This is a genomic window from Carboxylicivirga taeanensis, assembly GCF_051851475.1.
GTDB classification, from domain to species: domain Bacteria; phylum Bacteroidota; class Bacteroidia; order Bacteroidales; family Marinilabiliaceae; genus Carboxylicivirga; species Carboxylicivirga taeanensis.
In genome coordinates, this window is record NZ_JBPUSJ010000010.1 from 158626 (window position 1) to 182565 (window position 23940).

15 protein-coding genes are annotated in these 23940 nt (G+C 43.2%); 6 read left to right on the forward strand and 9 right to left on the reverse strand.

What is annotated here, in order from left to right:
* Nucleotides 1-7 precede the first annotated feature (7 nt).
* The 4 genes from ACSX1H_RS14725 to ACSX1H_RS14740 form a co-directional block, all read right to left on the reverse strand.
* A complete protein-coding gene (locus ACSX1H_RS14725) occupies nucleotides 8-3484 on the reverse strand; it encodes a SusC/RagA family TonB-linked outer membrane protein (protein WP_439184986.1) in 3477 nt (1158 codons plus the stop codon).
* Nucleotides 3485-3701: 217 nt separating this feature from the next.
* Nucleotides 3702-4676 carry a FecR family protein gene (locus tag ACSX1H_RS14730; RefSeq protein ID WP_439184987.1) on the reverse strand — a complete coding sequence of 325 codons (975 nt, stop codon included), beginning with the start codon at nucleotides 4674-4676 and terminating at the stop codon, nucleotides 3702-3704.
* A gap of 87 nt (nucleotides 4677-4763) precedes the next feature.
* Nucleotides 4764-5354 carry an RNA polymerase sigma-70 factor gene (locus ACSX1H_RS14735; protein WP_439184988.1) on the reverse strand — a complete coding sequence of 197 codons (591 nt, stop codon included), beginning with the start codon at nucleotides 5352-5354 and terminating at the stop codon, nucleotides 4764-4766.
* A gap of 132 nt (nucleotides 5355-5486) precedes the next feature.
* Nucleotides 5487-6650 carry an alkaline phosphatase gene (locus tag ACSX1H_RS14740; RefSeq protein WP_439184989.1) on the reverse strand — a complete coding sequence of 388 codons (1164 nt, stop codon included), beginning with the start codon at nucleotides 6648-6650 and terminating at the stop codon, nucleotides 5487-5489.
* A 181-nt stretch (nucleotides 6651-6831) separates the two neighbouring features.
* Between ACSX1H_RS14740 and ACSX1H_RS14745 the strand changes: the two genes are divergently transcribed.
* Both ACSX1H_RS14745 and ACSX1H_RS14750 read left to right on the forward strand, forming a co-directional pair.
* Nucleotides 6832-7323 (forward strand): low molecular weight protein-tyrosine-phosphatase, encoded by a 492-nt coding sequence (locus ACSX1H_RS14745; protein ID WP_439184990.1) that lies wholly within the window; start codon nucleotides 6832-6834, stop codon nucleotides 7321-7323.
* Nucleotides 7304-8152: a fructosamine kinase family protein gene (locus ACSX1H_RS14750; RefSeq protein ID WP_439184991.1), complete on the forward strand. Its 849-nt coding sequence runs from the start codon at nucleotides 7304-7306 to the stop codon at nucleotides 8150-8152. Before ACSX1H_RS14745 ends, ACSX1H_RS14750 begins: the two co-directional genes overlap by 20 nt.
* A 45-nt stretch (nucleotides 8153-8197) precedes the next feature.
* Here the strand turns inward: ACSX1H_RS14750 and ACSX1H_RS14755 are convergent, their stop codons facing one another.
* Nucleotides 8198-8653: a UPF0158 family protein gene (locus ACSX1H_RS14755; protein ID WP_439184992.1), complete on the reverse strand. Its 456-nt coding sequence runs from the start codon at nucleotides 8651-8653 to the stop codon at nucleotides 8198-8200.
* A 276-nt stretch (nucleotides 8654-8929) separates the two neighbouring features.
* Here ACSX1H_RS14755 and ACSX1H_RS14760 point away from each other — a divergent pair, with 276 nt between their 5' ends.
* Nucleotides 8930-10057 carry a metallophosphoesterase gene (locus ACSX1H_RS14760; protein WP_439184993.1) on the forward strand — a complete coding sequence of 376 codons (1128 nt, stop codon included), beginning with the start codon at nucleotides 8930-8932 and terminating at the stop codon, nucleotides 10055-10057.
* 62 nt (nucleotides 10058-10119) lie between these two features.
* On the opposite strand, the gene ACSX1H_RS14765 is transcribed toward ACSX1H_RS14760, so the two are convergent.
* From ACSX1H_RS14765 to ACSX1H_RS14775, 3 genes are all read right to left on the reverse strand, one after another.
* On the reverse strand, nucleotides 10120-12162 hold the full coding sequence (locus ACSX1H_RS14765; protein WP_439184994.1) for a tetratricopeptide repeat-containing sensor histidine kinase: 2043 nt from the start codon (nucleotides 12160-12162) through the stop codon (nucleotides 10120-10122).
* A gap of 72 nt (nucleotides 12163-12234) precedes the next feature.
* Nucleotides 12235-14265 (reverse strand): ATP-binding protein, encoded by a 2031-nt coding sequence (locus ACSX1H_RS14770; RefSeq protein WP_439184995.1) that lies wholly within the window; start codon nucleotides 14263-14265, stop codon nucleotides 12235-12237.
* A 68-nt stretch (nucleotides 14266-14333) separates the two neighbouring features.
* Entirely contained in the window at nucleotides 14334-14699 is a 366-nt protein-coding gene (locus ACSX1H_RS14775) for a hypothetical protein (protein WP_439184996.1), read from the reverse strand.
* A 344-nt stretch (nucleotides 14700-15043) separates the two neighbouring features.
* Between ACSX1H_RS14775 and zupT the strand changes: the two genes are divergently transcribed.
* The 3 genes from zupT (at nucleotide 15044) to nth (ending at nucleotide 19224) form a co-directional block, all read left to right on the forward strand.
* Nucleotides 15044-15856 (forward strand): zinc transporter ZupT, encoded by an 813-nt coding sequence (zupT, locus tag ACSX1H_RS14780; protein WP_439184997.1) that lies wholly within the window; start codon nucleotides 15044-15046, stop codon nucleotides 15854-15856.
* 163 nt (nucleotides 15857-16019) lie between these two features.
* On the forward strand, nucleotides 16020-18353 hold the full coding sequence (locus tag ACSX1H_RS14785) for a TonB-dependent receptor (protein WP_439184998.1): 2334 nt from the start codon (nucleotides 16020-16022) through the stop codon (nucleotides 18351-18353).
* Nucleotides 18354-18573: 220 nt separating this feature from the next.
* Complete coding sequence (gene nth / locus ACSX1H_RS14790) at nucleotides 18574-19224, forward strand: endonuclease III (RefSeq protein ID WP_439184999.1); 651 nt, start codon at nucleotides 18574-18576, stop codon at nucleotides 19222-19224.
* Between the two features lie 121 nt (nucleotides 19225-19345).
* Here nth and ACSX1H_RS14795 read toward each other — a convergent pair whose 3' ends face one another.
* Nucleotides 19346-23536 carry a hybrid sensor histidine kinase/response regulator transcription factor gene (locus ACSX1H_RS14795; protein ID WP_439185000.1) on the reverse strand — a complete coding sequence of 1397 codons (4191 nt, stop codon included), beginning with the start codon at nucleotides 23534-23536 and terminating at the stop codon, nucleotides 19346-19348.
* Nucleotides 23537-23940: the final 404 nt, after the last annotated feature.

Below are 23940 nucleotides of genomic sequence, written 5' to 3' on the forward strand. Positions count from 1 at the left end.
CATGATTTTAGAAATTTAAGTTAACACCAAAAGTTACTGAGGTCATTGGCGGAACAACCCATCCGCTTGTGTCACCGTTAAGTCCCAGTTCAGGGTCGTAGCCGGTAAAATCGGTTAAAGTCCACAGATTTTCTCCCATCACATACACACGAACACTGTTCAGGTTCACCTGATCTAACCACCTTTTTGGCAAAGTATAGCCAAGTGTTACCTGTTTCAGTTTCAGAAAATCGGAGCGCTGCAAAAAGCGGGTTGAGCGCCACCAGGCATGGCTAACATCATTGTGCACATACATAGGATTTTCAGAGTTGTCGCCAGGCGATTGCCACGAATTAATGACCTCTCTTTCGAGGTTAAACTGTGGTTGGGCACCATCAGAATTAACCATTCCTTTTACATTGTTATAGGCATAATTACCTACACTATAATAAAACATGAAGGACAAATCGAAGTTTCTAAACGACATGTTATTATTAAAAGCTCCAAAGAAGTCAGGGGCAGCATCACCCACATCATAATAAGAGCCATCCTCCCAATCGTTGGTTACGGTTGTTTTGCCCGTTGGATTTTCGTTCGCATCCAATACTTCTTTATACCAGAGTGGACCTCCTGTTTGCGTATCCACACCGGCCCACTTTTTCATGCGAAGGTTATACATTGAGCCGCCTTTATCACGATAGGTCTGACCATCGCCCGACCAGTTATCACCATACCACTCCAATATTTCATTGTCGTTAGCAGTGTACGTAATGTTGGCATCCCATTTAAAATCAGGTCTATCAATCAGCATGGCGCCAACAGATATTTCCCAGCCATTATTTTTAATCTTACCCACATTCTCCATCCGGGCATTACCATTTACTCCTCTGGCACCTGTGTAATAGCCAATTAATTTATATAGCAGAAGCGCATCAGAGATGCGGTTGTAGTACTCCACGGTACCATATAAACGGTTAAAAAATTTGTACTCCAGAGCGATGTTAGCATTTTTATTGCCTTCCCAAGCCAACGTTTGATTACCAATCTGATTTAAGTAGGCTGCCTTCTGATTATTATACTCGCCATCTACCGAATAAATACTCTGCCACTTGTAATTACCGATGGCATCGTTACCGTTCACCCCGTAAGAGGCGCGCAACTTAAGGTTATTGATGTAGCCTAGTTTTTTGATAAATCCTTCTTCTGATAAACGCCAGGTTGCCCCAACAGACCAGAAGTTTCCCCAGCGATTTTCAGGACCGAAGCGGCTGGAACCATCCCGACGATAGCTGCCGGATAGGTAGTATTTATCCATCAGTCCATACTCCAACTGCCCCAAATAAGATATACGGGCATTTTCGGCCGTTCCTGAGCTGATCCATTTTTTTTCGTTGGCAGCACTCAGCTCTTTATTAATTTCCCACATGGAATAGTCTTCTCCACGCGCCGATACAGTCTTGTATTCGTACTCCTCTACTTCGTATACGGCCGTAGCCTTTAAGTTATGCTGATTTATTTTCTTTTCGTAGGTAGCTTGCGCAAAGGCATTGATGGTTTTATAGGTGTGTTCGTACTTCTCACCAAAGCCATTAACACCTACTCCAGCACCGTGCTCAGGATCATAGAAATAGGACTCACTGCGCTTTGTTAGATTAGCCGAAGCCTGTCCTTTAATGGTCAACCCCTGGAAGGGCGTGTATTGAACAAACGGAGATACAAAAATATTAAAGCCATCATATCCTTCATCATAATTTTCTATTTCGGCAAGCGGGTTGCGTTCCAGTCCATAATACACCTCGTTCCAGTGGTACACATTTTTTCCTGACGCATCCCTTATTATATCGCCATAATTGTAAACAGCGGCATCGTAATCGGCCGTGGTAACCCCAGCTCTTTCATAAATCGGAATGGCATTATTAAACGTGTACACATCCCATAAAGAGCGGTTCTCGCGCCCTTCAAAATAGCGGGCATTTGAATTTAAGCCAATCTCTATTTTATTGCCTATTTTACTGTTTGCATTGAGGGTGTAGTTAATCTTTTGATAATCATTCCCGATTAAAATCCCTTTTTGATCGAAGTAAGCCAAAGACATGTACATATTTCCCTTCTCGTTGCCACGACTAACAGACACATGAAAATCATTGATATCGCTGGTCCGGTAGACCGCATCGAGCCAGTCATTATCATACAGTAACTGAGCATCCGACTTTAAGTTTCCCTGATCATCAAAAGGGGTATTGTAAGCCTCTCGAGCGCCACCCGATTGACGGTAGTAGGGATTATAGCCCACCGTATTAAACAGCTCCTGGTGTGCATAAGTTACCGGATCTCTTTGGTCGGCATTATCACCGTTTAGTGGAAAATACTTACGTTCATTATAAAGACCTTCCCAAGCCTTTGACATGTATTCATTGGCATCCATCAGCTCAAACTTACTTTTTGAACGCCAGCCAAGTGTTTTATTAAATTTGATATTCACCTGGGCATCGCCTTTTCCCTGCTTGGTAGTGATAACTATTACACCATTAGCGGCCCTTGAGCCATAGAGAGAGGCAGCTGCCGCATCTTTTAAGATGGTTAGCGTTTCAATGTCTTCATTGCGAGGTACCGGTGCTCCGGCCACGCCATCGACAACATATAAAGGAGCACTGGCAGCATTGGCCGAACCAATACCCCGTATCCTTATTTCGGCACCGTCGCCAGCTGCTGCACTGTAGGAGGCTACCTGCACGCCTGCCACGCGCCCCAACAAAGCTTTCGATACGGTACTGGAGCTGGTTTTTAGTAGATCATCTTTTTTTACAATTTCAGCAGAACCGGTAAAGGTTTCTTTCTTGGCCGTACCATAAGCTACTACCATTACCTGCTCAATGTCATGTACCTCTTCAACCAATGTAACATTGATGGTTGAGCGTCCGCTAACAACAATCGTTTGAGATTCGAAGCCAATAAATGAGAAAACAAGCTTAGCCTCCTCCCCATTAAGTTCCAACTCGTAGTCGCCATCAACATTTGTTATGGTGCCCGATGTGGTTCCTTCAATAAATACGTTAACACCTGGTAAAGGCTCTCCATTGACACCACTCACCTTGCCCGTCACTTTATGCACCTGCACGGCAGCAGAGCTATTGGAATATTTGCGATGCACAAATATCAAATTATCATCGAGCATCTTATAGGTGTATGGCATGCCTTTGAACGCTTCATCCAATACCCGATAAACGTCTGCATCGGCAGCATTGACTTGAGTTGTCAGGCTCGCATCAACATCATCATTGTTGAAAAAGAATTTGTACTCAGTGCTCTTTTCAAGCTCCTGAAAAAGCTGCGCTAATTCAATTTTTGCTGAAGAAATGGTGATAGTTTTCTTTTGCGAAAAACCAGCAGCCGAAACTTGCAGTAAACCAATGACAAACAACAGGCAGGTTAGTCTCATAATTCGGTTCAGTTTTCTCATACCACTCTTTTCAAAAATGGCATGACGATCCAATTTTAATTTCATAGATTTGTAATGTTTAGGTTCAACTTAAACAGGAATAACTTTTACTAACCGGATGGTGTGGCAGCACTTTTCCGGTTTTTTGTTCTTATCTCATGTGCTTATTATTTTATCAGTATGTATCCGCATTGACTCTTCACTGTCTCCCGCTTAATCAGCAAAAAGCAGCTGGTATAGAACTCGTTTAACTATTTACCTTTTCTACTTCAACAGCACTCCACTAATCCGGGCTTATCTTTACTTGCTTATTAGTTATGGAGTATTTTAAACCATTAGGCATCGACAATATTTTTAATACCTCGTGTATACTTTCGTTTTCGAATGTGCCGGTAAAACGCAAACCTTCAATTGCCGTATCGACTTCAATGCTTACTCCATACCAGTTTTCGAGTCGAGTTGCCAGACTGCCCAAAGGCTCATCTTTAAATACCAATTGCCCTTTAGTGAGCGCTGTATATTGCGCCATCTCGCCAGCTGTGGTCTTTTGAAGTTCATTACGCTCTTTGTGGTATTCCGATTTTTGGCCGGGTAATAAAATGCAGTACTGCTGTTTGGCCGGCACTGTTACCTGCACTTTCCCTTCCTCTAACACTGTTTTAATAACAGGTAACTCTTTGCGAGCCTCCAGCTTAAAACGCGTTCCCAACACCTCTACAACATGGTTATCTGAATACACTTTGAATGGCTGACTGGCATTGTGCTGCACCTCAAAAAAGGCTTCCCCGCTAAGTTTAACATTCCTGCCTAATTGGTTAAAATCGGAGGTGTAAGAAAGAACAGTATTGCCATTAAGCCACACATTTGTTCCATCAGGTAATTCTATTGATTTGCGCTCCCCTGCAGCCGTTTGATGGGTATAATGAAGAATTTCAGATTTGCTTTCTGGAAGAATAAATTTTCCCACCAATAAGGTTGCTGCGATAACAGCTGCTGCAGCGAACTTTAACCAACCAAATTTGATACTTTTAGGGTGATGTACCTTTTTTCCCTCGATCCGCTTTTTAAACACTTCAAAGGCATCCCGACTATTAAATTCAGCTGGATTGGCAGCATTCCATGTATCACGGAGTTCAATAAAGTGCTTTCGGAACTCCGCATCCTCTTTAAGCAAGGCTTTGAGCTGTTCAAGTTCTGCAAGAGTTGATTCACCTGAAAGGTACTTTATAGCTAATGCCTCCTTTTGCGTGTGGTTCATTTGTGTGTTCCTTTTATTTAAGGATGCACAACCCCCAATAAACCCTGTATGCTTTTTTAGTTTTTTATGAAAAAAAATGACTTGCTTTCATAACAGACAGATGGCCAATAAGAAAGGGCAATACTCTTTCAATTCATTTCGCAAAAATGCCAAGGCCCGGCTCATATGCATCTCAACCGTTTTAACTGCAATATTAAGTTGTTCTGCAATCTCTTTGTTCTTCAATCCGTGATGCCGTTTTAGTACAAAAACAGTTTTTGCTTGAGGTGGTAACTTATTGATGGCTTCTTCAATAGCCTTTTCTATTTCTTTGATGATCAAACTATCCTGTTCGGAAAAGTCCTTGAACAAAGCCATTGAGGCATCGTTCTCCAACTCAACAGGCAGTACCTGATGCTTATGTAAACGATTGTTTCGGTGACGAAGAAAATCCATGCAGTTATTGTAAACAGCCCGAAAAAGATATCCCTGAACAGTGCTGCTTATTTCTATCGTTCCGCGTTGCCACATCTTAAAAAAAGTATCTGAAACAACATCTTCAGCATAGTCTTTTCTTTCGACATAACGCAGGGCATAGGCACACAAACGGGCATAGTAGTGATTGAACAAATACTCATACACGTCCTTTTGCCTCTCAATATTGCCGTTATTGATTTGAGGTGGTTTGATTTGATTCACTTTTAAACTTAATTGCCTGATAAAATTAGAAATTAAATGCAGAAATCAACACATTTTAACAATTAAGCTGACTAAAGTGCAAAAAAAAGCTGCTCTAAATGAGCAGCTCTGCGCACAAACAGCAGGTGCTGTTTAATTATCTTTATCAGCCTCTTTAAACTTAAAGAGCTGGTACATCTTCTCAAAGATTTCGGTATTATTATAAACCCCTACAAACTCTTGGGCTCCGGCACCAAATGCAAATACCGGCACCATAACAGAGGTATGATCACCTGTTGTAAAACCTGTTTTAACATGTCCTTTACTGGTGTCGCCACCCAGCACTGCCATGCCTCCGGTTTCATGGTCGGCTGTAACCACCACCAGTGTTCTGCGGTCTTCCATAGCGAACTTCAAGGCCTCGGCCAGCGCCTTATCCAAATCAAGCACTTCGCCAGTCACATAAGACGCATCGTTCTGGTGGCCTCCCCAATCAATCTGGCTACCTTCCACCATCAGAAAAAACCCTTTTCGGCTACCATTGCTCAATATTTCAATGGCTTTTGATGTTGACTTGGTTAACATTTCACCCCGATCACGATAACCCGGATTGTGCCCTACGGCTGTTAGCACGGCCAGCTTACCCTCTGTATAGTTTTCTACTTCATCCACTTCGTAACCAACATTATACCCTTTTTGATTTAACTCCAAAACGAGATTTCTGCCATCAGCACGCTTAGTAAAGAAATCGGCACCACCACCAATGAACACGTCAATGTCGGTTTTCAGAAAATCAGCCGCTATCTCTTCATACATACTCCGTTTAGGCTGATGCGCAATAAATGAGGCTGGTGTGGCATGCGTGATGGCAGAGGTCGATACCAAACCGGTCGATTTTCCATTTCTTTCCGCATATTCCAGTATAGTGGTGAGTTTTTCACCATTTTCATCCACTCCAATGGCACCGTTATAAGTCCTGGTACCTGTTGATAAAGCAGTTCCGCCAGCAGCCGAATCAGTGACGTAATTATCTGCACTTTGGGTTTTACTAAAACCAACAAAAGGCATTTGTTCGATATTTAGTCCATTATTAGCAGTGATACCGGCAAATACCTGAGCAACTCCCATTCCATCACCAATAAACAGAATAATATTTCTGGGACGCTTTTTAAAGCGAATATCATCATAATCGATGGTTAAAACCTCATGCTTCCCTTCTGTGGTATACTCATGTTTTGTATGAAGATCTTTGTAATCTTCCTGAGCACTGGCCGTAATGCATGCGAATACAAACAGGCCTAGTATTACTTTTCTCATGATTTATTATTATAAACGAAATACGATTTTTATAGCTGTCCGAAGACTTTTATTATGATTTTTTCAAAGATATTAAGCAAGTGAGCGAAAAAAGCATTTTTCAGTAAGAAAAACAACAAGTTTATTAGTTTGTTTACTTTCTTTATTGCATTTTCATTGCTTTCATGTAATCATCTTTCAAATGGATAAAACTAAGATACTATTTGTATGCCTGGGGAATATTTGCCGAAGCCCCAGTGCTGAAGCAGTTATGAATAGCCTAATCAAACAAAGGGGAATAGCTGAACGATTTGAAATTGATTCAGCCGGCATCACCGGCTACCATGCTGGTGAACCGGCAGACCAAAGGATGCATCGGCATGCACTCAATAGAAATATTCATCTGACAAGTATCAGCAGACAAATTAAGAGCCCTGCCGATTTTGAATACTTCGACTACATTATTGGTATGGATGAGCAAAACATGGACGACCTTTACCGCTTATCGCCCAATGAAGCTGCTACAACGAAAATCAGCAAAATGACCGATTATTGTAGCCGCCACCCACACGAGTCGGTGCCCGATCCGTACTATGGTGGAGCAGCTGGCTTTGAACTAGTTCTTGATTTGTTAGAAGATGCCTGCGAAGGCTTATTAACTCACATTGAGAAAGATGAAGCACCCAACAATTAAACAAATAGAAGATATTTTGCAATGCTCCATCACTAATGAACAAATCATTGGTGGTGGTTGCATTGCTCAAACTTCACTTTTAAAAACTGATGATGGCCGCAACTACTTTCTCAAACAAGGTTATGATGGCTGTATGTTTCGAAAGGAAGCCAATGGGCTAATTGAACTCAAAAAAGCGGCAGCTATCAGAGTCCCCGAAGTGATATTAGTTACTGATAACTTTCTGTTGCTCGAAGCCATTATATCAGGCAACAAAAAGTCAGACTTCTTTGAAACATTTGGCGCCTTGCTTGCCAATTTACATAAACATACCCATACGGCTTTTGGCTTTTGTGAGGATAACTTTATTGGCTCAACCCCTCAAATTAACACAGAATGCAACTCGTGGGTCGAATTTTATTTTACTCACCGACTGCTCTATCAATACCGATTGGCAGAAAAAAATGGGTATACCGACGATGCATTTAAAAAAGCTTTTCAGTACATTGAAAACTCTTTACCCCGCATACTTGGTGAAACTACAGAGGCTCCCTCTCTGCTTCATGGCGACTTATGGGCAGGTAACTACATGGTGAGTTCAAATGGACATCCCGTATTAATAGATCCGGCGGTATACTATGGACATCGTGAAGCCGATTTAGCCATGACCAAACTATTTGGAGGTTTTACATCTGAATTTTACACCAGCTATCACCACCACTATCCGCTTCAAGATGGCTATGAAAATCGGCAGAATATCTATATGCTTTATCATGTACTAAATCACCTAAACCTATTTGGTTCTGCCTATAAAGCACACGCCATGCAACTCATGAATAGCTATAGATAGAAACCTTAAAACCTCTAACTCACATCATAAAACAATCACTACCTATCAATTACAATTTTCGGAAAAGATATGAATGCGCTCTTTACAAAAGCGGCTTCGAAGAATAATACGTAACTGGTCAGAGTAATAATCCTGCCAGGAAGCAAGCATCTCAGGCCCCATCTTAACAACTTCATTGTTGAACTGAGGAATTGGTGTCTTGGTTCGCAGTGCTTTTACCAGCCGAATACTATCTACCCGCTCCTGCTCTGTTGCGAAATCCATCATTACGTTATAAAGCTCACGTGATGTCAGTGGCTCTATTTTAAAGAAGTTATCGGGATGACTCTCTACTTCATGATACAGCAATTCGTAATTATCATCACCAAAATCCATAAAATCCATCACCTCGCCCATTTCAGGGAACGCAACAATTTTATTGGTATCGCGCTGAATATAAACAACAAAGTTATCATTCAAAAGTCGAATAATGCGCTCAATCAGTTCAGATTTATTTTTCATCACTGCAATATTTAAGGATTTACTGCTGCAACTAAAATACGCATATTCTCCCATTTTTCTAAGAACAATTTGTTTAAGAATATTTAAAAAAATTATAACCCACTGTCAAATGACAATGTTCACATCTACAACCTGAATCATTTATTTTTTCCAATAAGAAAGAAAAGAGTCCCTTTCTATCCATTCAACTGACTAATTAATTCTGTTGAATGGAGTTAATACTTCAGGAAAAAATAACACTAATCCAAATATCATTGTATTTTTATGAAAAAAAACATGACTAAACAAGCCCGCCCAAAAATTATATTAACAGTGATTATTACTATAGCTGTTTCAATTGTAGCAATTTACTATTTTGAACAATTCAACCCCGCCACAGAAATACACCTCACTGGTGAGCAGGGTATTAGCGATGGCCCTTACATTTTCTTAAACGGGGAAACAGCCAGTGTAAAATGGGTGAATAACGATTCGCTGCATACCACCGAAATGAAGCTTGCGGATAGAGTACTGTTACATCAGCCTGTTAACTACAAATTTAAACTAAGTGGTCTCAACCAGCTGCTCCTTCGAAAGCCGGCTTCGTACAATAACATTGAACGCATCGCCGCCCTAAGTGACGTGCACGGACAATACGATTTGTTTATTAAGCTATTATCGGCCAACCAAATTATCGATCATAAAGGCGATTGGAGTTTTAAGAATGGCCATCTGGTAGTGATTGGTGATGCCTTCGACCGGGGCGATAAAGTGACCGAAACCCTTTGGCACATTATCAAACTCAGCCAGCAAGCCAGTAAGGCAGGCGGACAGGTTCACTACCTGTTGGGTAATCATGACATTATGGTATTAAATGCCGATTTGCGCTACATTAATGAGAAATACCAGCAAGTGGAGCAGCTAAGCGGACATAGTTATGACGAACTCTTTGGCCAAGAAACATTTCTGGGGCAATGGCTCCGCACCTGTCCGGTGGTCCTTCGCATTAACGATGTGGTATTTAATCATGCCGGTCTGTCAATGGATTTAGTGCACCAGAATCAACAGATTGACCAAATCAACACTACTTTTTCAGAGCAGATAATTGACAATCACCGCGACAGCATACGTGCCAATGCGCACCTGTCATTACTGGCGCGTTCGAAAGGGCCTATTTGGTACCGTGGCTATTTTAGAGACACTACGCTAACCAACTCGCATATCGACTCTATTCTGCAGCATTTTAAGGCGAAACACATTGTGGTAGGCCATACGTCGATGGAGCAGATAGAAGTGCGATTTGACCAGCGCATTTTAGCCGCTGATACCTCCATTAAACTTGGAGAAAATGGCGAACTGCTTATCATTGAAGATAACCAGTTTTACCGGGCCGGATTAAACGGTGAGAAACAACGATTGTGGTAAATACAGAAAAGGCCTGTTTAGGCCTTTTAACTTCTACCTTAACTATAAAAGCAGCAACTTTTTTAGCCAATCATTGATGCCCGGGTCTTTTCTATTGAATAGGCCATGGTCGTGGTCATCGGAAGAGTAAAGCAAACACGCGTACCAACCTCCTTTTCCGAATCAACCCAAATACGCCCTCCATGGCGTTCAACAAACTCCTTACAGAGTATTAAACCCAGGCCCGTCCCGTTGGCAGACTCATCAGAACTGATATAATAGGCCTCCTTTTTAGCAAAAAGCTGGCTTATCATATCAGCTGTCATTCCTTGGCCGTGATCAACCACACTAAACAGCACCTCACCATCCCTTGCTTCTGCATTAACCTCCACAAGCCCGTTCTTATGTGAATGCTTAATAGCATTGGATACCAAGTTCCGCACAATGGTTCTAAACATATTTACATCCACTGGTATCGATAATGTTGGATGGATGTTAATTTCGAAGCCTATGTTCTTAGTATTGATAGATTGATTCAATAAATCGATGGACTTTCTGATAACAGGATAAACAGGCGTAAGCATGGCTTTAAATTCAATTTCTCCGCGTTGCGAATTGGCCCAGGTCAACAGGTTTTCCAGCAAATAATAGGCACCGCTTGATGATTCACGAGCTGTTTTGAGCAGGTTGGTAATATCTTGAGGTTCCAACTCGGGCAACTCCATATACAACTCAACCAATTCTTTTAAGCCACCAACAGGCCCCCGCAAATCATGGCCAATAACTGATAAGATTCGATCTTTTGATTTATTAAGGGTTTCCAGTCGCTTGTTCGCCATTATTACCTCATCCTGCTTTTCCTGCAGGCGCTTATCAGCCTCGTTAAGCTTTACCCATTGACGTTTCATGTAAAACCCATTCACTAACAGAACAACAAGAAAGGCAACAACAATACCAATGATTGTTTTTAGATTGGCTACTTGTGTATTCTGCAATGCCTCTTTTTGCTGCAATAGTTCAATGGTCTGGTTGCGTTTGTCAATTTCATATCCCTCCTCTATCGACAACAGTTCGTTAGCAAATACCGCATTATTTATGGAGTCTTTAATTGATGTGTACTGCTTAAAATCATCTACTGCATTGGTTTTGTTATCGGTTAAAATATGGTAGATGGTTGAATTATATTTAAAAGTCAGAAGCTGATCTATAGGTATAGTCAGGCGAGGCTTCAAGGCATTCATCTTTGAATAGTACGAAGTGGCATTTTTAAGTTGCTGCGTTTTCAAACTAATTCTGAACAAGTTCTGATAGCTGCCAAACATTCCCAATGAGTCACCTTCCTGCTCTTTTATTGCCAGAGATTTCAACAGGTATTCATTTGCTTTTTCCCAATTCTCCTGATGGATATACAGTACGCCGAGGTTATTGTACAGGGGTTTGTAGCGTTTTGAATTGTGGCTCTGTTCAAGACTCTTTTCCAATAAATTATAATAAATAACGGCTTCGTTCACCGCGCCTTGCTCAGAGTAACAATTGGCTACATTGAGATAGGCCGATTCCTTTAAATTAACATCCCCTATTGTATCAGCCAGGCTTAATACTTCGCGGTTGTATTTATTGGCCAGCTGAAAATTATCCAGTTTTGAATAGTAATTGGCCAACCGCGAAAACGAATAGAATACTCCTTCAGGATAGTCGGTCAATCTAAATAAACGAGCTGCTTCGTTTAGTGCGGAGTGCACCACCTCTGTTTGATGGCTCTGCATGGCCCGAAGCCCTTTATAAAACATTGCTTCTGCTGCACCACGCTGACAGTTGAGGGCCAGTAAATGCTGTTCTGCCAAGAGTAGAAGTGAGTCAACAGCTTCATGACGCTTAAGGTACTTTTTAACAAACTGAATATGGTACGCCGCTTTCTTTAGATCATCTGTTTGATTGACCGCGGAATCTAAAAAAGCCAGCTGAGTGTCGAAGGGATGACCACCAATCTGAGCCATAAAAGCCAGTCCATCATCCTTGGCCTTTAAATATCTGGCAGATAAAGAATCCTGCTCTGAAGCACATAGGTAACTACTTAAATAACTGAAGACAATCAGTAAAAAAGACTTTTTCCAGGCCGCTAACATAGGGATATAGATTAAAATACCAACTCACTAAGGGCCCTCAAATTACAAATATTTTTTATGTAATTCCATGGCTTATTGCACTTCAGTTTGCTGCAATTCAACCATCTGGGTTGTTGTCACACCTTTTTGCGGGATGCTGAACCAAACCTGGGTACCAACACCCTCTTCGGAGTTAATCCAGATGGTACCGCCATGCCGCTCTACAAACTCCTTGCAGAGGATAAGCCCCAATCCGGTGCCTTTGGCCGTTAGTTCTGAACCAATAAAATAGGTTTCTTTCTTTTTAAAAATGTTCCGGGCCTCACCTTCCGACATTCCTTTACCCTGGTCGCAAATACCTAATTTGACCCACTTGTCTTCTTCTACACCAATAATTTTTACCAGCCCATTTTCGGGTGAGTATTTTAATGCATTAGACACGAGGTTACGAATAACTGTGCGCAACATATTAACATCGACAGGCGCCACCAGAGCCTGAGGTATATCAAACTCGAACCGCACATTGCGCACGTTAATGGAACGGTCCAATAACTGCACACTCTGCTTAATAAGCGGCACTATGGGCGTGAGCATTGGATTAAATTCAATATCGCCACGTTGCGAGTTAGCCCAGCTCAAGAGGTTTTCGAGCAGGTGGTAGGTACTGGTAGAGGCTTCGCAGGCCGTGGTGAGCAGGTTTTTAATATCGTTAGGTTCATACTCGGGCAGCTCCAGGTAAAGCTCAATCAATTCTTTTAAACCACCAACGGGTCCGCGCAGGTCGTGCCCAATAACCGAGAGAATACGGTCTTTAGCCAGGTTGGATACCCGCAGCTGCTCGTTCATGCCGGTAATATCCTCTTTCTGCCGCAGCAGACGCTTGCGCGATTGAACCAGCTCTTTGCGCTGACGGTTTATGAGGTAGGCAACCACTAAAAACAGTAACAAAAAACTGCAAGCGGCTATAATTAATATGTTTTTATTCTTAAGGCGGGCCTGATTGAGGGCATCTTCTTTTTGCAATTGAGCAATTTGCGTGTCTTTTTCGAGGGTTTTGTATTTCTTATCTAACTCAATTAACTGAGTCTTTATATTATTGTTATCGAGCTCCGATCTTAAATTAATATAATTATGCAGTAGAGCTATCGCAGAATCCTTCCGACCTAACTGCATATATAGTTCAATCAAATTAAAAGAACTAGATAGTGAAATATTTTTTATCCCGTTTTCTATAGCATAATCGTATGCCTTATCTAAATATCCTAAAGCCGTTTTGTAGTCCTTCAACTCAATATAGAGTTGACCAATATTATTATATGCATTTGCGATTCCTATGCTATCATTAAGCCTTAAACGCAATTCCAATGAGGCAGCATAACTCTCCTTTGCAATACTAAAATTTCTCTTAACTTTATGTAATGTTCCAATATTCATTAATAGCCTAGCAGAATCTCTAGTATTAATAGGCATGTTATTTATAACCTTTTCATAAAGAACTAAAGCTTTGTCATTTTCTCCTTGCGACTGAAAATATGATGCTAGTGTACTGGTTGTTGTTTTAATTAAACGTTTATTCTGAGAGGACTTTGCATATTCTACGGCTTTCTCTAAATAATCTTTTGCGAGAATATAATTTTTTACATCAAGATTTAAAACACCAGCCTTATAATGCAGCCTTGACAATTCAATATCATCTTCCAAACCATTATAAAATTCGATTGATCTAATGAAGCAATTTAATGCTTGTTTATACTGTTTTGTGTATCTGTATAGATTCCCCTTAATTTCATAATAGTAGGCAAAAACACAATCATCCAGTTGAATTCCACTTACCTCAATTGGTAAGAGCGATAATGATTTCTCATATTCTTTTTGCTCATATAAATAAATACAGTAACTGAATTGAAGTATAAAGGCTTCCTCAAGATTGACATTTGGGGAATCAATACCAACAATCAATAATTGTTTCTCACTCAGTTTTGAAACTTCCTCCTTAACTGCATTAATTTTCTCCTTGAATTCACTGGAATTATTACATACCAAACATTTTTGTGCTAAACCACTTAACTCATCCTTTTTGACATCACTACTAAAGGCAAAAATATGAGTACTACTAAAAAACAAAAAAAAGCAAATGAAATAATAATTTAACCTTATTCCAGTTTGCTTTTCTTTATTTCTAAATTGAACCATTAGATATCTCCTTCGTACTCAATAATGGTTCCAGTATTTTCATCATCCCTCAACATTGCCACATCAGCTGCCTGTGCAACAACCACTGCACTTTTTACCTTCACATTAGCACCGCGTTCCAGCAAGCCAATATCCTTACGGTTGATGGTGAAATCAACGTCAAAAGCTTTGAATGTGGTCGATGTACCAGTGTAGGTGATGGTTAAGGGTCGGAAGTAGACATTATCAGCTACTTCGCCTTCACCGCTTTTTGTAATGGTGCTGTCATCTGGCAGGTAAGAGACAGTTCGTACCACAAACTTTTCTATTTTACCGTTAGCATCTTTAACGGTGTCCAGGTTCACATAGGGAACAAATTCCTTCATAATCACATTAGGTTAAAAATTTATAAAACGCAATGTATAAAAAATTATACTGAATTAATCAAAGATCCGGATGTTTTAGTGTTGTAATCCAATACCTTAGTAGCAAAAATACGGGTGTTCGTAAAAAACATCAGGATGAAGTAACTCAGACGGTGCTATAAATGCGTGTTATTACAATCAAAAACGGTTCTTTCACTGCAGGCCCTTTAGTAGACTTTTACACGCTCCATTACATTGCTCACTCCAATTCTTTTATTCATTAACAAATTACTATTAACTTGCGCCAAATTTTGTAACGGAACACCATTCGTTCCATTGATAATAGTAATTCGACCACTGATTATATGGATTTTGACGCGATACTTTTCGCCTTTGGGCTTACCTTATTTGCCGGCCTCAGTACTGGTATTGGCAGTGCCATGGCCTTTTTTGCCAAACGCACCAACACCCGTTTTTTAGCTTTATCCTTAGGCTTTTCGGCCGGTGTAATGATTTATGTATCGTTTGTCGAAATTTTTATGAAAGCCAAAGACACCATGGTAGAGGCCTATGGCGAGCAGCCCGGCACCTGGTACACCGTGCTCGCTTTTTTTGGTGGCGTCCTATTTATCGCGCTCATCGATAAGTTTATTCCGTCGGCAGAAAACCCCCACGAGCTGCACTCCATCGAAGAGATGGAAAACCAGCCTAAAGCCATGAAAGATAAAAAGCTGATGCGCATGGGCATGTTCACAGCCTTGGCCATTGGCATCCATAATTTCCCCGAAGGACTGGCCACATTTACGGCAGCTTTGCAAGACCCTAATCTGGGTATCGCCATTGCCGTTGCCATCGCCATTCACAACATTCCTGAGGGTATTGCGGTATCGGTACCGGTATATTATGCCACAGGCAGTCGTCGCAAGGCTTTTCGCCTCAGTTTTCTGTCGGGCCTGTCTGAGCCCATTGGTGCGCTGATAGGCTACCTGATACTCATGCCCTTTATGACGCCGCTGACCTTCGGCATCATCTTTGCCGGGGTGGCAGGCATCATGGTATTTATCAGTCTGGATGAACTGCTGCCCTCGGCTCGTGAGTACGGGGAGCACCACCTGTCCATCTACGGACTTTTTGCCGGCATGGCCGTGATGGCCGTGAGTCTGCTCTTATTTTTATAACACGTTCGCCTTGCAACAACAGCAGGCGTTTACCCACCTGACTTCCTGTTTAGGACGTCAGGCTTTGTACTTCGAGATTCTTAGCTCATCGTTATAAACTTTTCTATACAGATACTGTTCTTTATGGAAAGTAACACAACTATATCTAAAAGAACAGTATCACATGAAGTACATTGTCAGCCTGATTATTTTAACCCTGCTTACCAACCTCACTTTACAGGCTCAAAAAACAGATGCCAATATTTTTGGTGATGTAAGAGCAGATAACGAACACTTACCCTTTGTCAGTGTCTATCTTAAAGACACCCAACATGGCACCATGACCGATTTATCGGGGCATTACCTGCTCACCAATCTGCCAGAGGGCCAGCATACCCTCGTTGCCAGCCTGATGGGCTATAAGCCGGTTGAGAAAACGGTGACAATTGTAGCAGGCCAGTCGCAGGAAATTAATTTTGTACTGAAAGAGCAGGTCATGTCGCTGGATGACATTGTGATAACGGGTACCAAAACATTCAAGCGCAAAACTGAATCGGCCGTTGTGGTGAATGTACTCGAGGGCCAAAAACTGGAGCAGCTACAAGCCGGCACCTTGTCCGAAGGTCTGGCATTTCAGCCCGGTCTGCGCATGGAAACCGACTGCCAAACCTGTAACTATACGCAGCTGCGCATGAACGGACTGGGTGGCGCCTATTCGCAAATACTGATTAACAGCCGCCCGGTATTTAGCCCGCTCACGGGTTTATATGGCTTGGAGCAGATACCCACCAACATGATTGAACGCATTGAAATAGTGCGTGGCGGAGGGTCGGCGTTATATGGTGCGGGCGCCGTGGGAGGCACGGTCAATGTCATCACCAAAGTGCCGGAGTCGAGCAGTTTCTCAGCCTCCACCACCCAATCGCTTATCAATGGCGATGCCAACGACAGCCAGGTATTTGCCAACGCCGGCATCCTGTCCGACCGTAAAAACGCCGGCCTCACCCTGTTTGCCACTAACCGCACACGTGAATCGTATGATCACAATGGTGACGGTTTTAGTGAGCTGCCCAAGTTGAAAAACAACTCCTTTGGCTTCACCTCATTTTTACTGCCGGCACCCAACCATAAACTGGAAGCCAGCTTCTCGAGCCTCTATGAGTACCGCCGCGGTGGCGACCGCGAAGACCTGCCGGCTTACCTGGCCGAACAAACCGAGGAACGCACGCACAATGTGCTGATGGGCGGCCTGGATTACAGCTTCTCGTTTAACGACAACCTCTCCTCACTGGATGTATATGTAGCCGGGCAAAAAACCGACCGCGACCACTACACGGGAATCAAACCCGAAACAGATGACCCGGGCTATCAGCAGCACCTTGAAAACCCGCCCTACGGCTTAACCGAAAACGAAACCTATATGGGCGGTGTGCAGCTCAACCACCTGCTGTCAAATTTCTTTGGAGGGAAAAACAACCTCACCTTTGGCAGCGAATACAATTACGACATGGTGGTAGACGAAATCAAAGCCTACGACTACTTACTGGACCAAACCACCCGTAATTTTGGCGCCTATTTCCAGAGCGACTGGGAGCTGGCACAGAAATGGAACCTGCTAACCGGTGTGCGGGCCGATAAGCACAACATGGTGGATCGGCTTATTATGAGTCCCCGCGTGTCGCTTTTGTACAAACAAAACGGCATGCAGCTGCGCGGCAGCTGGTCAACCGGGTTCAGGGCACCGCAGGCCTTCGACTCCGACATGCACATCGCCTTTGCTGGTGGCGGTATTCAGCGCATCCGGCTGGCCGATGATTTGGAGGAAGAGCGTTCGCAGAGCTGGAGCGCCTCCATTAACTACGATAAACCCACCGAACGCTACATCTGGGGCCTTACTCTCGAAGGGTTTCACACCACCCTGTTCGACGCCTTTATTCTGGAAGAAAACGGTACCGATGGCCAGGGCAACGCCATACTGGAAAAGCGCAACGGAGGCAACTCCACCGTGAAAGGAATCACCCTTGAGGCCCGCGCCAATTACAACAAGCTGTGGCAGCTTGAGGCGGGCTACACCCTGCAATCGAGCCAATATGATAACGCTGTGCAATGGTCGGAACGCATTGAGGGCACTAAAGACTATTTGCGCACGCCAGAGCAGTATGGCTACTACACCCTCACCTACAACCCGGTGTGGGGCATTAAAGCAGCGCTGTCGGGTATTTACACCGGCACCATGCTGATTCCCCACTTTGGTACCGGCGAAAATGATGGGACTGGCAACCCGGTTAATGATGAGTTGATGCGCTCAGATGCTTTTATGGAGACCAACATTAAACTTAGCTATGCCCTAGACTGGCGCTACGTTGGAGTGGGTGTTGAATTGTTTGGTGGCGTACAAAATCTGTTTAATGCCTACCAGGATGACTTTGATAAAGGCAAAAACCGGGATAGTAATTATGTGTATGGCCCATCGCGCCCCCGAACCATCTATTTTGGCCTTAAACTGATGAGCCTATAGGTGTAACCAGGCTACACCGGAGTTTTGCAGAGCTGTAAAACACCCAAACATTTTGTGTGGGGCCTTTGCAAGGCTGCAAAATGCCCAAACATTTTGTGTGGGGCCTTTGCAAGGCTGCAAAACGTCCAAACATTTTGTGCGAGGGAAAAGCAAACCGGATGCTTCTGCCTCCTTACTTTTCGAACTATTAGCTATATTTATTTGCTCAAAACAACACCACATGCTAAAAAAAGAACGCTTTCAAAAAGTAATTGATTACTTCCAGGAACACATGCCCATTGCAGAAACAGAGCTGCACTATGGCAACCCCTACGAGTTATTGGTCGCTGTTATCCTGTCGGCCCAATGCACCGATAAGCGGGTTAACCTGCTGACGCCCGCTATTTTCGAACGCTATCCCCGGCCCGAAGACATGGCGCTGGCCACCCCTGAGGAAATCTTTGAACTGATTCGTTCGTGCAGCTATCCCAACAATAAAAGCAAACACCTGGTGGGCATGGCCAAAATGCTGATGGAAGAGTTTGGTGGCGTGGTGCCCGATGACATTAAGGAGCTGCAAAAACTGCCGGGCGTAGGCCGTAAAACGGCTAATGTAATTGCCTCGGTGGTGTACGAAAAACCGGCCTTGGCGGTGGATACACATGTATTTAGAGTGGCAGCCCGCATTGGCTTAACCACCAATTCTAAAACGCCGCTCGACACCGAAAAGCAGTTGGTTAAATATTTTCCTGAGGAATTATTACCCATTGCGCACCACTGGCTGATACTGCATGGGCGCTACGTGTGCATTGCCCGCAAGCCGAAGTGTGGACGCTGCGGGTTAAAAAGTTTTTGCCGCCATTACGAAAAAGAAATGTATAGCGAACAGTAAAAAATTAATAAGCTTAGCCACAAAATTTTAAGGTTCGAATCTTTATTCTACAGTGTAATAAAGATTCGAACCTTAATTATTTTACACCCTGTTGGGTGAATCGGTTGCCTGCAATAAGAGCTTACTTCGTTAGTTCGCCACCCGACGCATCGCCTTTTTGGAACAAGGTCGGTGTAACGCCAAACAGGCTCTTGAAGCTCTTTGAGAAATACTTAGGGTCGTTAAATCCCACCTGATAGGTGACCTCCGATACGTTCAGTTCCCCTTGCTTCAGCAGCCTGGCCGCCTGTTTGAGGCGGATGGTGCGAATAAACTCACTGGTGCTTTGCCCGGTCAGCTCACGCAGTTTCATATGCAGCAAGGTACGGCTCACGTTCATCTTCTTCACCAGCTCCGATACATTAAAGGCCGCGTCCGACATGTTCTCCTCCACGGTTTGAATGGCGCGGTTCACAAACTGCTGATCGGTAGAGGTGGTAGCAATCTCCTCAACAAAATCCCACTGCTCCTTAAAGCGCGATTTGAGCAGCTGACGGTTATTCAGCAGGTTTTGAATTTGCGACACCAGCAACTGCTTATCAAAGGGCTTGACCACATAAGCATCGGCACCGGTTTCCAGTCCTTCGCGCTTCGACTCCATATTATCGAGGGCCGTGAGCATCACAATAGGTATATGACTGGTGATTACATTCTTTCTTAATTTTGAACAGAAAGTAAAGCCATCCATTTCCGGCATCATCACATCGCTGATAATGATATCGGGCATCGACGATGAGGCTTTCTCCAGGCCTTCAACACCATTAGCCGCTTCATCCACGCGGTAATGCTGCTTGAGTATTTCGCTAAGGTGGGCCCGTAAATCATTCTGATCTTCCACCACCAGCACCTTGGGTTTATCGCCCGATTCGGTTACAACAGGCTGAATCACCTCCGTTTTCACATCCTCCCCAACAATGGTTATCTCCTCGGGTTGCTGCTCTTCGGTAATTTCATCAGCACTAAACTTGTTTTTATCAACACATATATCGATGATGAAACGGGTGCCCGTTGGCTCATTATCCTCGATGCGGATGGTGCCTTTGTGCATATCCACCAGCTCTTTCACCAGCGACAAGCCCACCCCGGTTCCGGCTTCGCCAATTCCCTGGTTTTGCTCCGACTGGAAGAAGCGTTCAAATATTTTCTCTTTATCCTTATCGGGAACGCCCGGGCCTGTATCACTCACAACAAGCTGTAAGTGTTTATTTTTACCAAGCTTCACTTCGATTTTAATCTGTTCGCCCGTTGGGGTGTATTTAAACGCATTACTCAACAGGTTAAAAATGATTGTCTCCAGTTTTTCGGAGTCAAACCACACCATGAGCGGTTTTGAGTCGATCTGACAATCAAATTGAATGTGCTTCTGGTCGGCAATGCCCTGAAAGGATTCAGCCACACGCTTAATAAAACTGGTAATATTTCGTTCCCGGATGCTCAGGTGCATATTGCCCTGGGTCACCTTTCTGAAATCCATGAGCTGGTTGATGAGGCGCAATAAGCGATCGGTATTGTTCTTCATCATGTTCAGACGGCCACGGGTAACTGCCGACAGGGTATTATCATGCTCAAGCATTTCCTGAAGCGGCCCTGCAATCAGTGTAAGAGGTGTGCGAAACTCATGAGATATGTTTGTAAAGAAGCGAATCTTCAACTGGTGCAGTAAGGCCTCTTTTTCGCGGGCCATCTGCTCTCGTTTTAATCGCTCCCGCTCTTTCACTCTCATTACAATGAGGCGCTGAGCAAAAACAAAGCCAACCACCAGCAAAATGAAATAGCCAAGGTAAGCATACCACGTTTTATAAAAAGGCGGGTGAATTATAATCTTCAGAACGGCTTCCTCGGGGTTCCATTCGCCATCGTTGTTGGCGGCTCTTAAACGGAAAGTATAAGTATCGGGCGACAGGTTAGAGTAGATGACCGACCGGTGGTTGGCGTCTGTAATATTCCACTCTTCATCGAGGCCTTCGAGCTTATACATGTAGCTGTTTTTATCTTGCTCGAAATACGATAAGGCCGCAAATTCAATTTGAATCACATTTTCATTGTGCCGCAGGGTTATCTCGTCGGTGAGCGCCGTAGCCTGGTTCAGGATTATCCGGTTATTCACCTCTTCATTGGGTTTTATGACCTTACCAGACAGACTGATTTTACGCAACACCGGCTTGGCACTATAAGGATTACGGTGCACACTATCGGGGTAAAAAGCCCACAGCCCATCGTGAGTGGGCATGGCCACCAATCCATCGCTGAGCACCACCGGCTTACCCGGTGTAAAATAGTTACTCAAAAAACCGCCCTGCATAAAGTATGGAGTAATTACACCGGAGCTCATACTAAAACGAGCGAGCCCTTGCAGCGTCCCTAACCACAAAGTACTATCGGACCCCTCGTAAATCTGACTAACGGCTGAAGAAGGTAAGCCATCCTTTTCTTTATAAACAATATTGGTTCCCTTATCCGGATTGATGCGGTGCAAGCCTTTCGCAGTTCCCACCCACATATCTTTACCTTCTGCTTCCTTAATAACCAGCACCTGACGGTCGGCTAAAGCGATGCCTTTTGAATCCTCATTAAAATTATAAAGCATCTCGCCACCGGCCAGATTCCCGTTAATCGAAAAGCAAAACAAACCTTCGAACTCCGTTCCGGCCCAAAAACGCCCCTGACTGTCAATACAATGGGAAATAAACCTTTCAGTCACCGGGAACAATGGTGCGCCATCCGCTTTCTCGTATACAAACTGCTGACGGTTATTGTCAAAAATATTAACTCCGTTGTTGGTAATGACCCAAAGGTGCTCGTTCCACTCAAATATGCTCTGAACGGTATTCCCGTTAATGCGGTGAGGCGCGGGTTTATATTGCGTATACTGTTTAAATGATGTGAGCTTTTCATTCTCGAGCACAATGTGCATGAGTCCATCATTTTCAGTACCGACCCATAAATGTCCATTGGCATTTTTATATACCGCAGTAATATTTTCCTTGTATAAGTTTGGTGATTTAGTCGAGTCGGCCAGCACTTCGCTAAACGCATACTTGCCTCTTGGCTGCACATCGAGTTGATAAAGGCCACATTGCGAGGCTACCATCAACTGCTCTGCATCGCTTAACACAATTTGATTGATCCGGTTTATAGCATCGAGGTGGTAAGAGTGTTGCCCGTTGGTTATGTGGATAAAGTTGTCGCGCTTTTTTGAAATCTCAATAACACCACCCCCCAGCGTTCCTGCCCACAGGTTGCCTTGCTGGTCGGCATGCATCACCTTCACCTTGTTCTTAAACAAACTCTTCAGTGCACTCTCCCGCTCCTTAAAGCGCTTAAACTTATAGTCAGCAAGAGTTTCGCCTCTCACCAACTGATTCATACCCCCGTCGTAGGTACCGATCCATAAGTTGCCGTCGTTATCTTCACATAAGGAATAGATATTATTGTGACTGATGGAGGTTGAGTCTTTTGGATCGTGCAAAAAAGTAATGAATGAATCCTTTTCTTTATCGTACAAATTAAGACCGTGTGCCCAGGTACCAAACCACAACTCCCCCATTTTATCCTCGTAAATGGCCATAATAGCGCGACTGCTAATGGTTCCTTCTTTTTGTTCGGGATAGTAGTTCACAAAAGAATCGGAACCGGCATCTAGTCGGCTTAACCCGCCTTCGGTTGTACCCGCCCATAGCGTGCCGTTTGAATCTTCCAAAACGGAGTACACATGTGGGTAAATCAGGCTATTCGGATTTTGGGCATTGTAATGGTAGTGCTTTACACTTTCAATGGGTTGAGTATTGTCAGCCCCTATTTTTACATAATTCAATCCGTTTTTAGTACCCACCCACAGGTGGTTATTGCCCGATGGGGCAAAGCAAAATACCTCATCAGATGTGAGCTGCACCTCTTCGTCGCTGGCAATATTGATAAACACTTCCTTATTCAAATCGAATATGCTAATGCCGCCACCATCGGTACCAATCCACAAACGGCCAAACTCATCTTCGTATAAAGCCCGCACAATATTAGCCGAAATAGAGTTGCTGTTTTTGGGTTCGTGTCGGTACACTTCAATGCTGTACCCATCATAACGGTGTAAGCCTTCTTCAGAACCAAACCACATAAATCCGTAAGAATCCTGAAGAATACTATGTATATTGTTGTCAGCCAATCCATCATCAGTTGTAATATTGGTGGTGGAATAATGTGACAATTGAGCTGATGCACCTGATAAACAGACACTCAAAGCTATAGAGAGCAAGTAATACCTAACACTTCGGAACATAGACAAATGTGCTTAAATATTTGATGTTGTTAATTACAGTTTCCTCGATTTTTGGGTAGGCCAATACAAAAATAACACATTATTCACAAAGCCTGTTTACTTTTAAGGGTTAATTAAATACAGCAATAAATATATATGCCAAAACCTCGGCCAGTAACTATCACTAATTACCTGTTAATAGTTTTAATTTGTCATTTAACAATTCTTAACTGCATCAATTTGATATTTATTGAATAAAAATGTCATATTTGCATCAAGGATTTTTCATAAAAATTGGATTTAGTTAGCTGATTTAAGGGTAAGGACAGATTTCTCAATCTGTCCTTTTTCTTTTGTGTAAACCCAACACAATTTCCTTTAACAAGGATTAACGATGATTGAGACTTCTTCACTATTATATGCCC

What these genes read in the sequence shown, in the direction of transcription:
- ACSX1H_RS14775 (WP_439184996.1), bottom strand. Translation starts at nt 14,699, where the DNA reads ATGAAGGAATTTGTTCCCTATGTGAACCTGGACACCGTTAAAGATGCT.
- ACSX1H_RS14740 (WP_439184989.1), bottom strand. Translation starts at nt 6,650, where the DNA reads ATGAGAAAAGTAATACTAGGCCTGTTTGTATTCGCATGCATTACGGCC.
- ACSX1H_RS14730 (WP_439184987.1), bottom strand. Translation starts at nt 4,676, where the DNA reads ATGAACCACACGCAAAAGGAGGCATTAGCTATAAAGTACCTTTCAGGT.
- ACSX1H_RS14725 (WP_439184986.1), bottom strand. Translation starts at nt 3,484, where the DNA reads ATGAAATTAAAATTGGATCGTCATGCCATTTTTGAAAAGAGTGGTATG.
- zupT (WP_439184997.1), top strand. Translation starts at nt 15,044, where the DNA reads ATGGATTTTGACGCGATACTTTTCGCCTTTGGGCTTACCTTATTTGCC.
- ACSX1H_RS14750 (WP_439184991.1), top strand. Translation starts at nt 7,304, where the DNA reads ATGAAGCACCCAACAATTAAACAAATAGAAGATATTTTGCAATGCTCC.
- ACSX1H_RS14745 (WP_439184990.1), top strand. Translation starts at nt 6,832, where the DNA reads ATGGATAAAACTAAGATACTATTTGTATGCCTGGGGAATATTTGCCGA.
- nth (WP_439184999.1), top strand. Translation starts at nt 18,574, where the DNA reads ATGCTAAAAAAAGAACGCTTTCAAAAAGTAATTGATTACTTCCAGGAA.
- ACSX1H_RS14755 (WP_439184992.1), bottom strand. Translation starts at nt 8,653, where the DNA reads ATGAAAAATAAATCTGAACTGATTGAGCGCATTATTCGACTTTTGAAT.
- ACSX1H_RS14785 (WP_439184998.1), top strand. Translation starts at nt 16,020, where the DNA reads ATGAAGTACATTGTCAGCCTGATTATTTTAACCCTGCTTACCAACCTC.
- ACSX1H_RS14760 (WP_439184993.1), top strand. Translation starts at nt 8,930, where the DNA reads ATGACTAAACAAGCCCGCCCAAAAATTATATTAACAGTGATTATTACT.
- ACSX1H_RS14765 (WP_439184994.1), bottom strand. Translation starts at nt 12,162, where the DNA reads ATGTTAGCGGCCTGGAAAAAGTCTTTTTTACTGATTGTCTTCAGTTAT.
- ACSX1H_RS14795 (WP_439185000.1), bottom strand. Translation starts at nt 23,536, where the DNA reads ATGTTCCGAAGTGTTAGGTATTACTTGCTCTCTATAGCTTTGAGTGTC.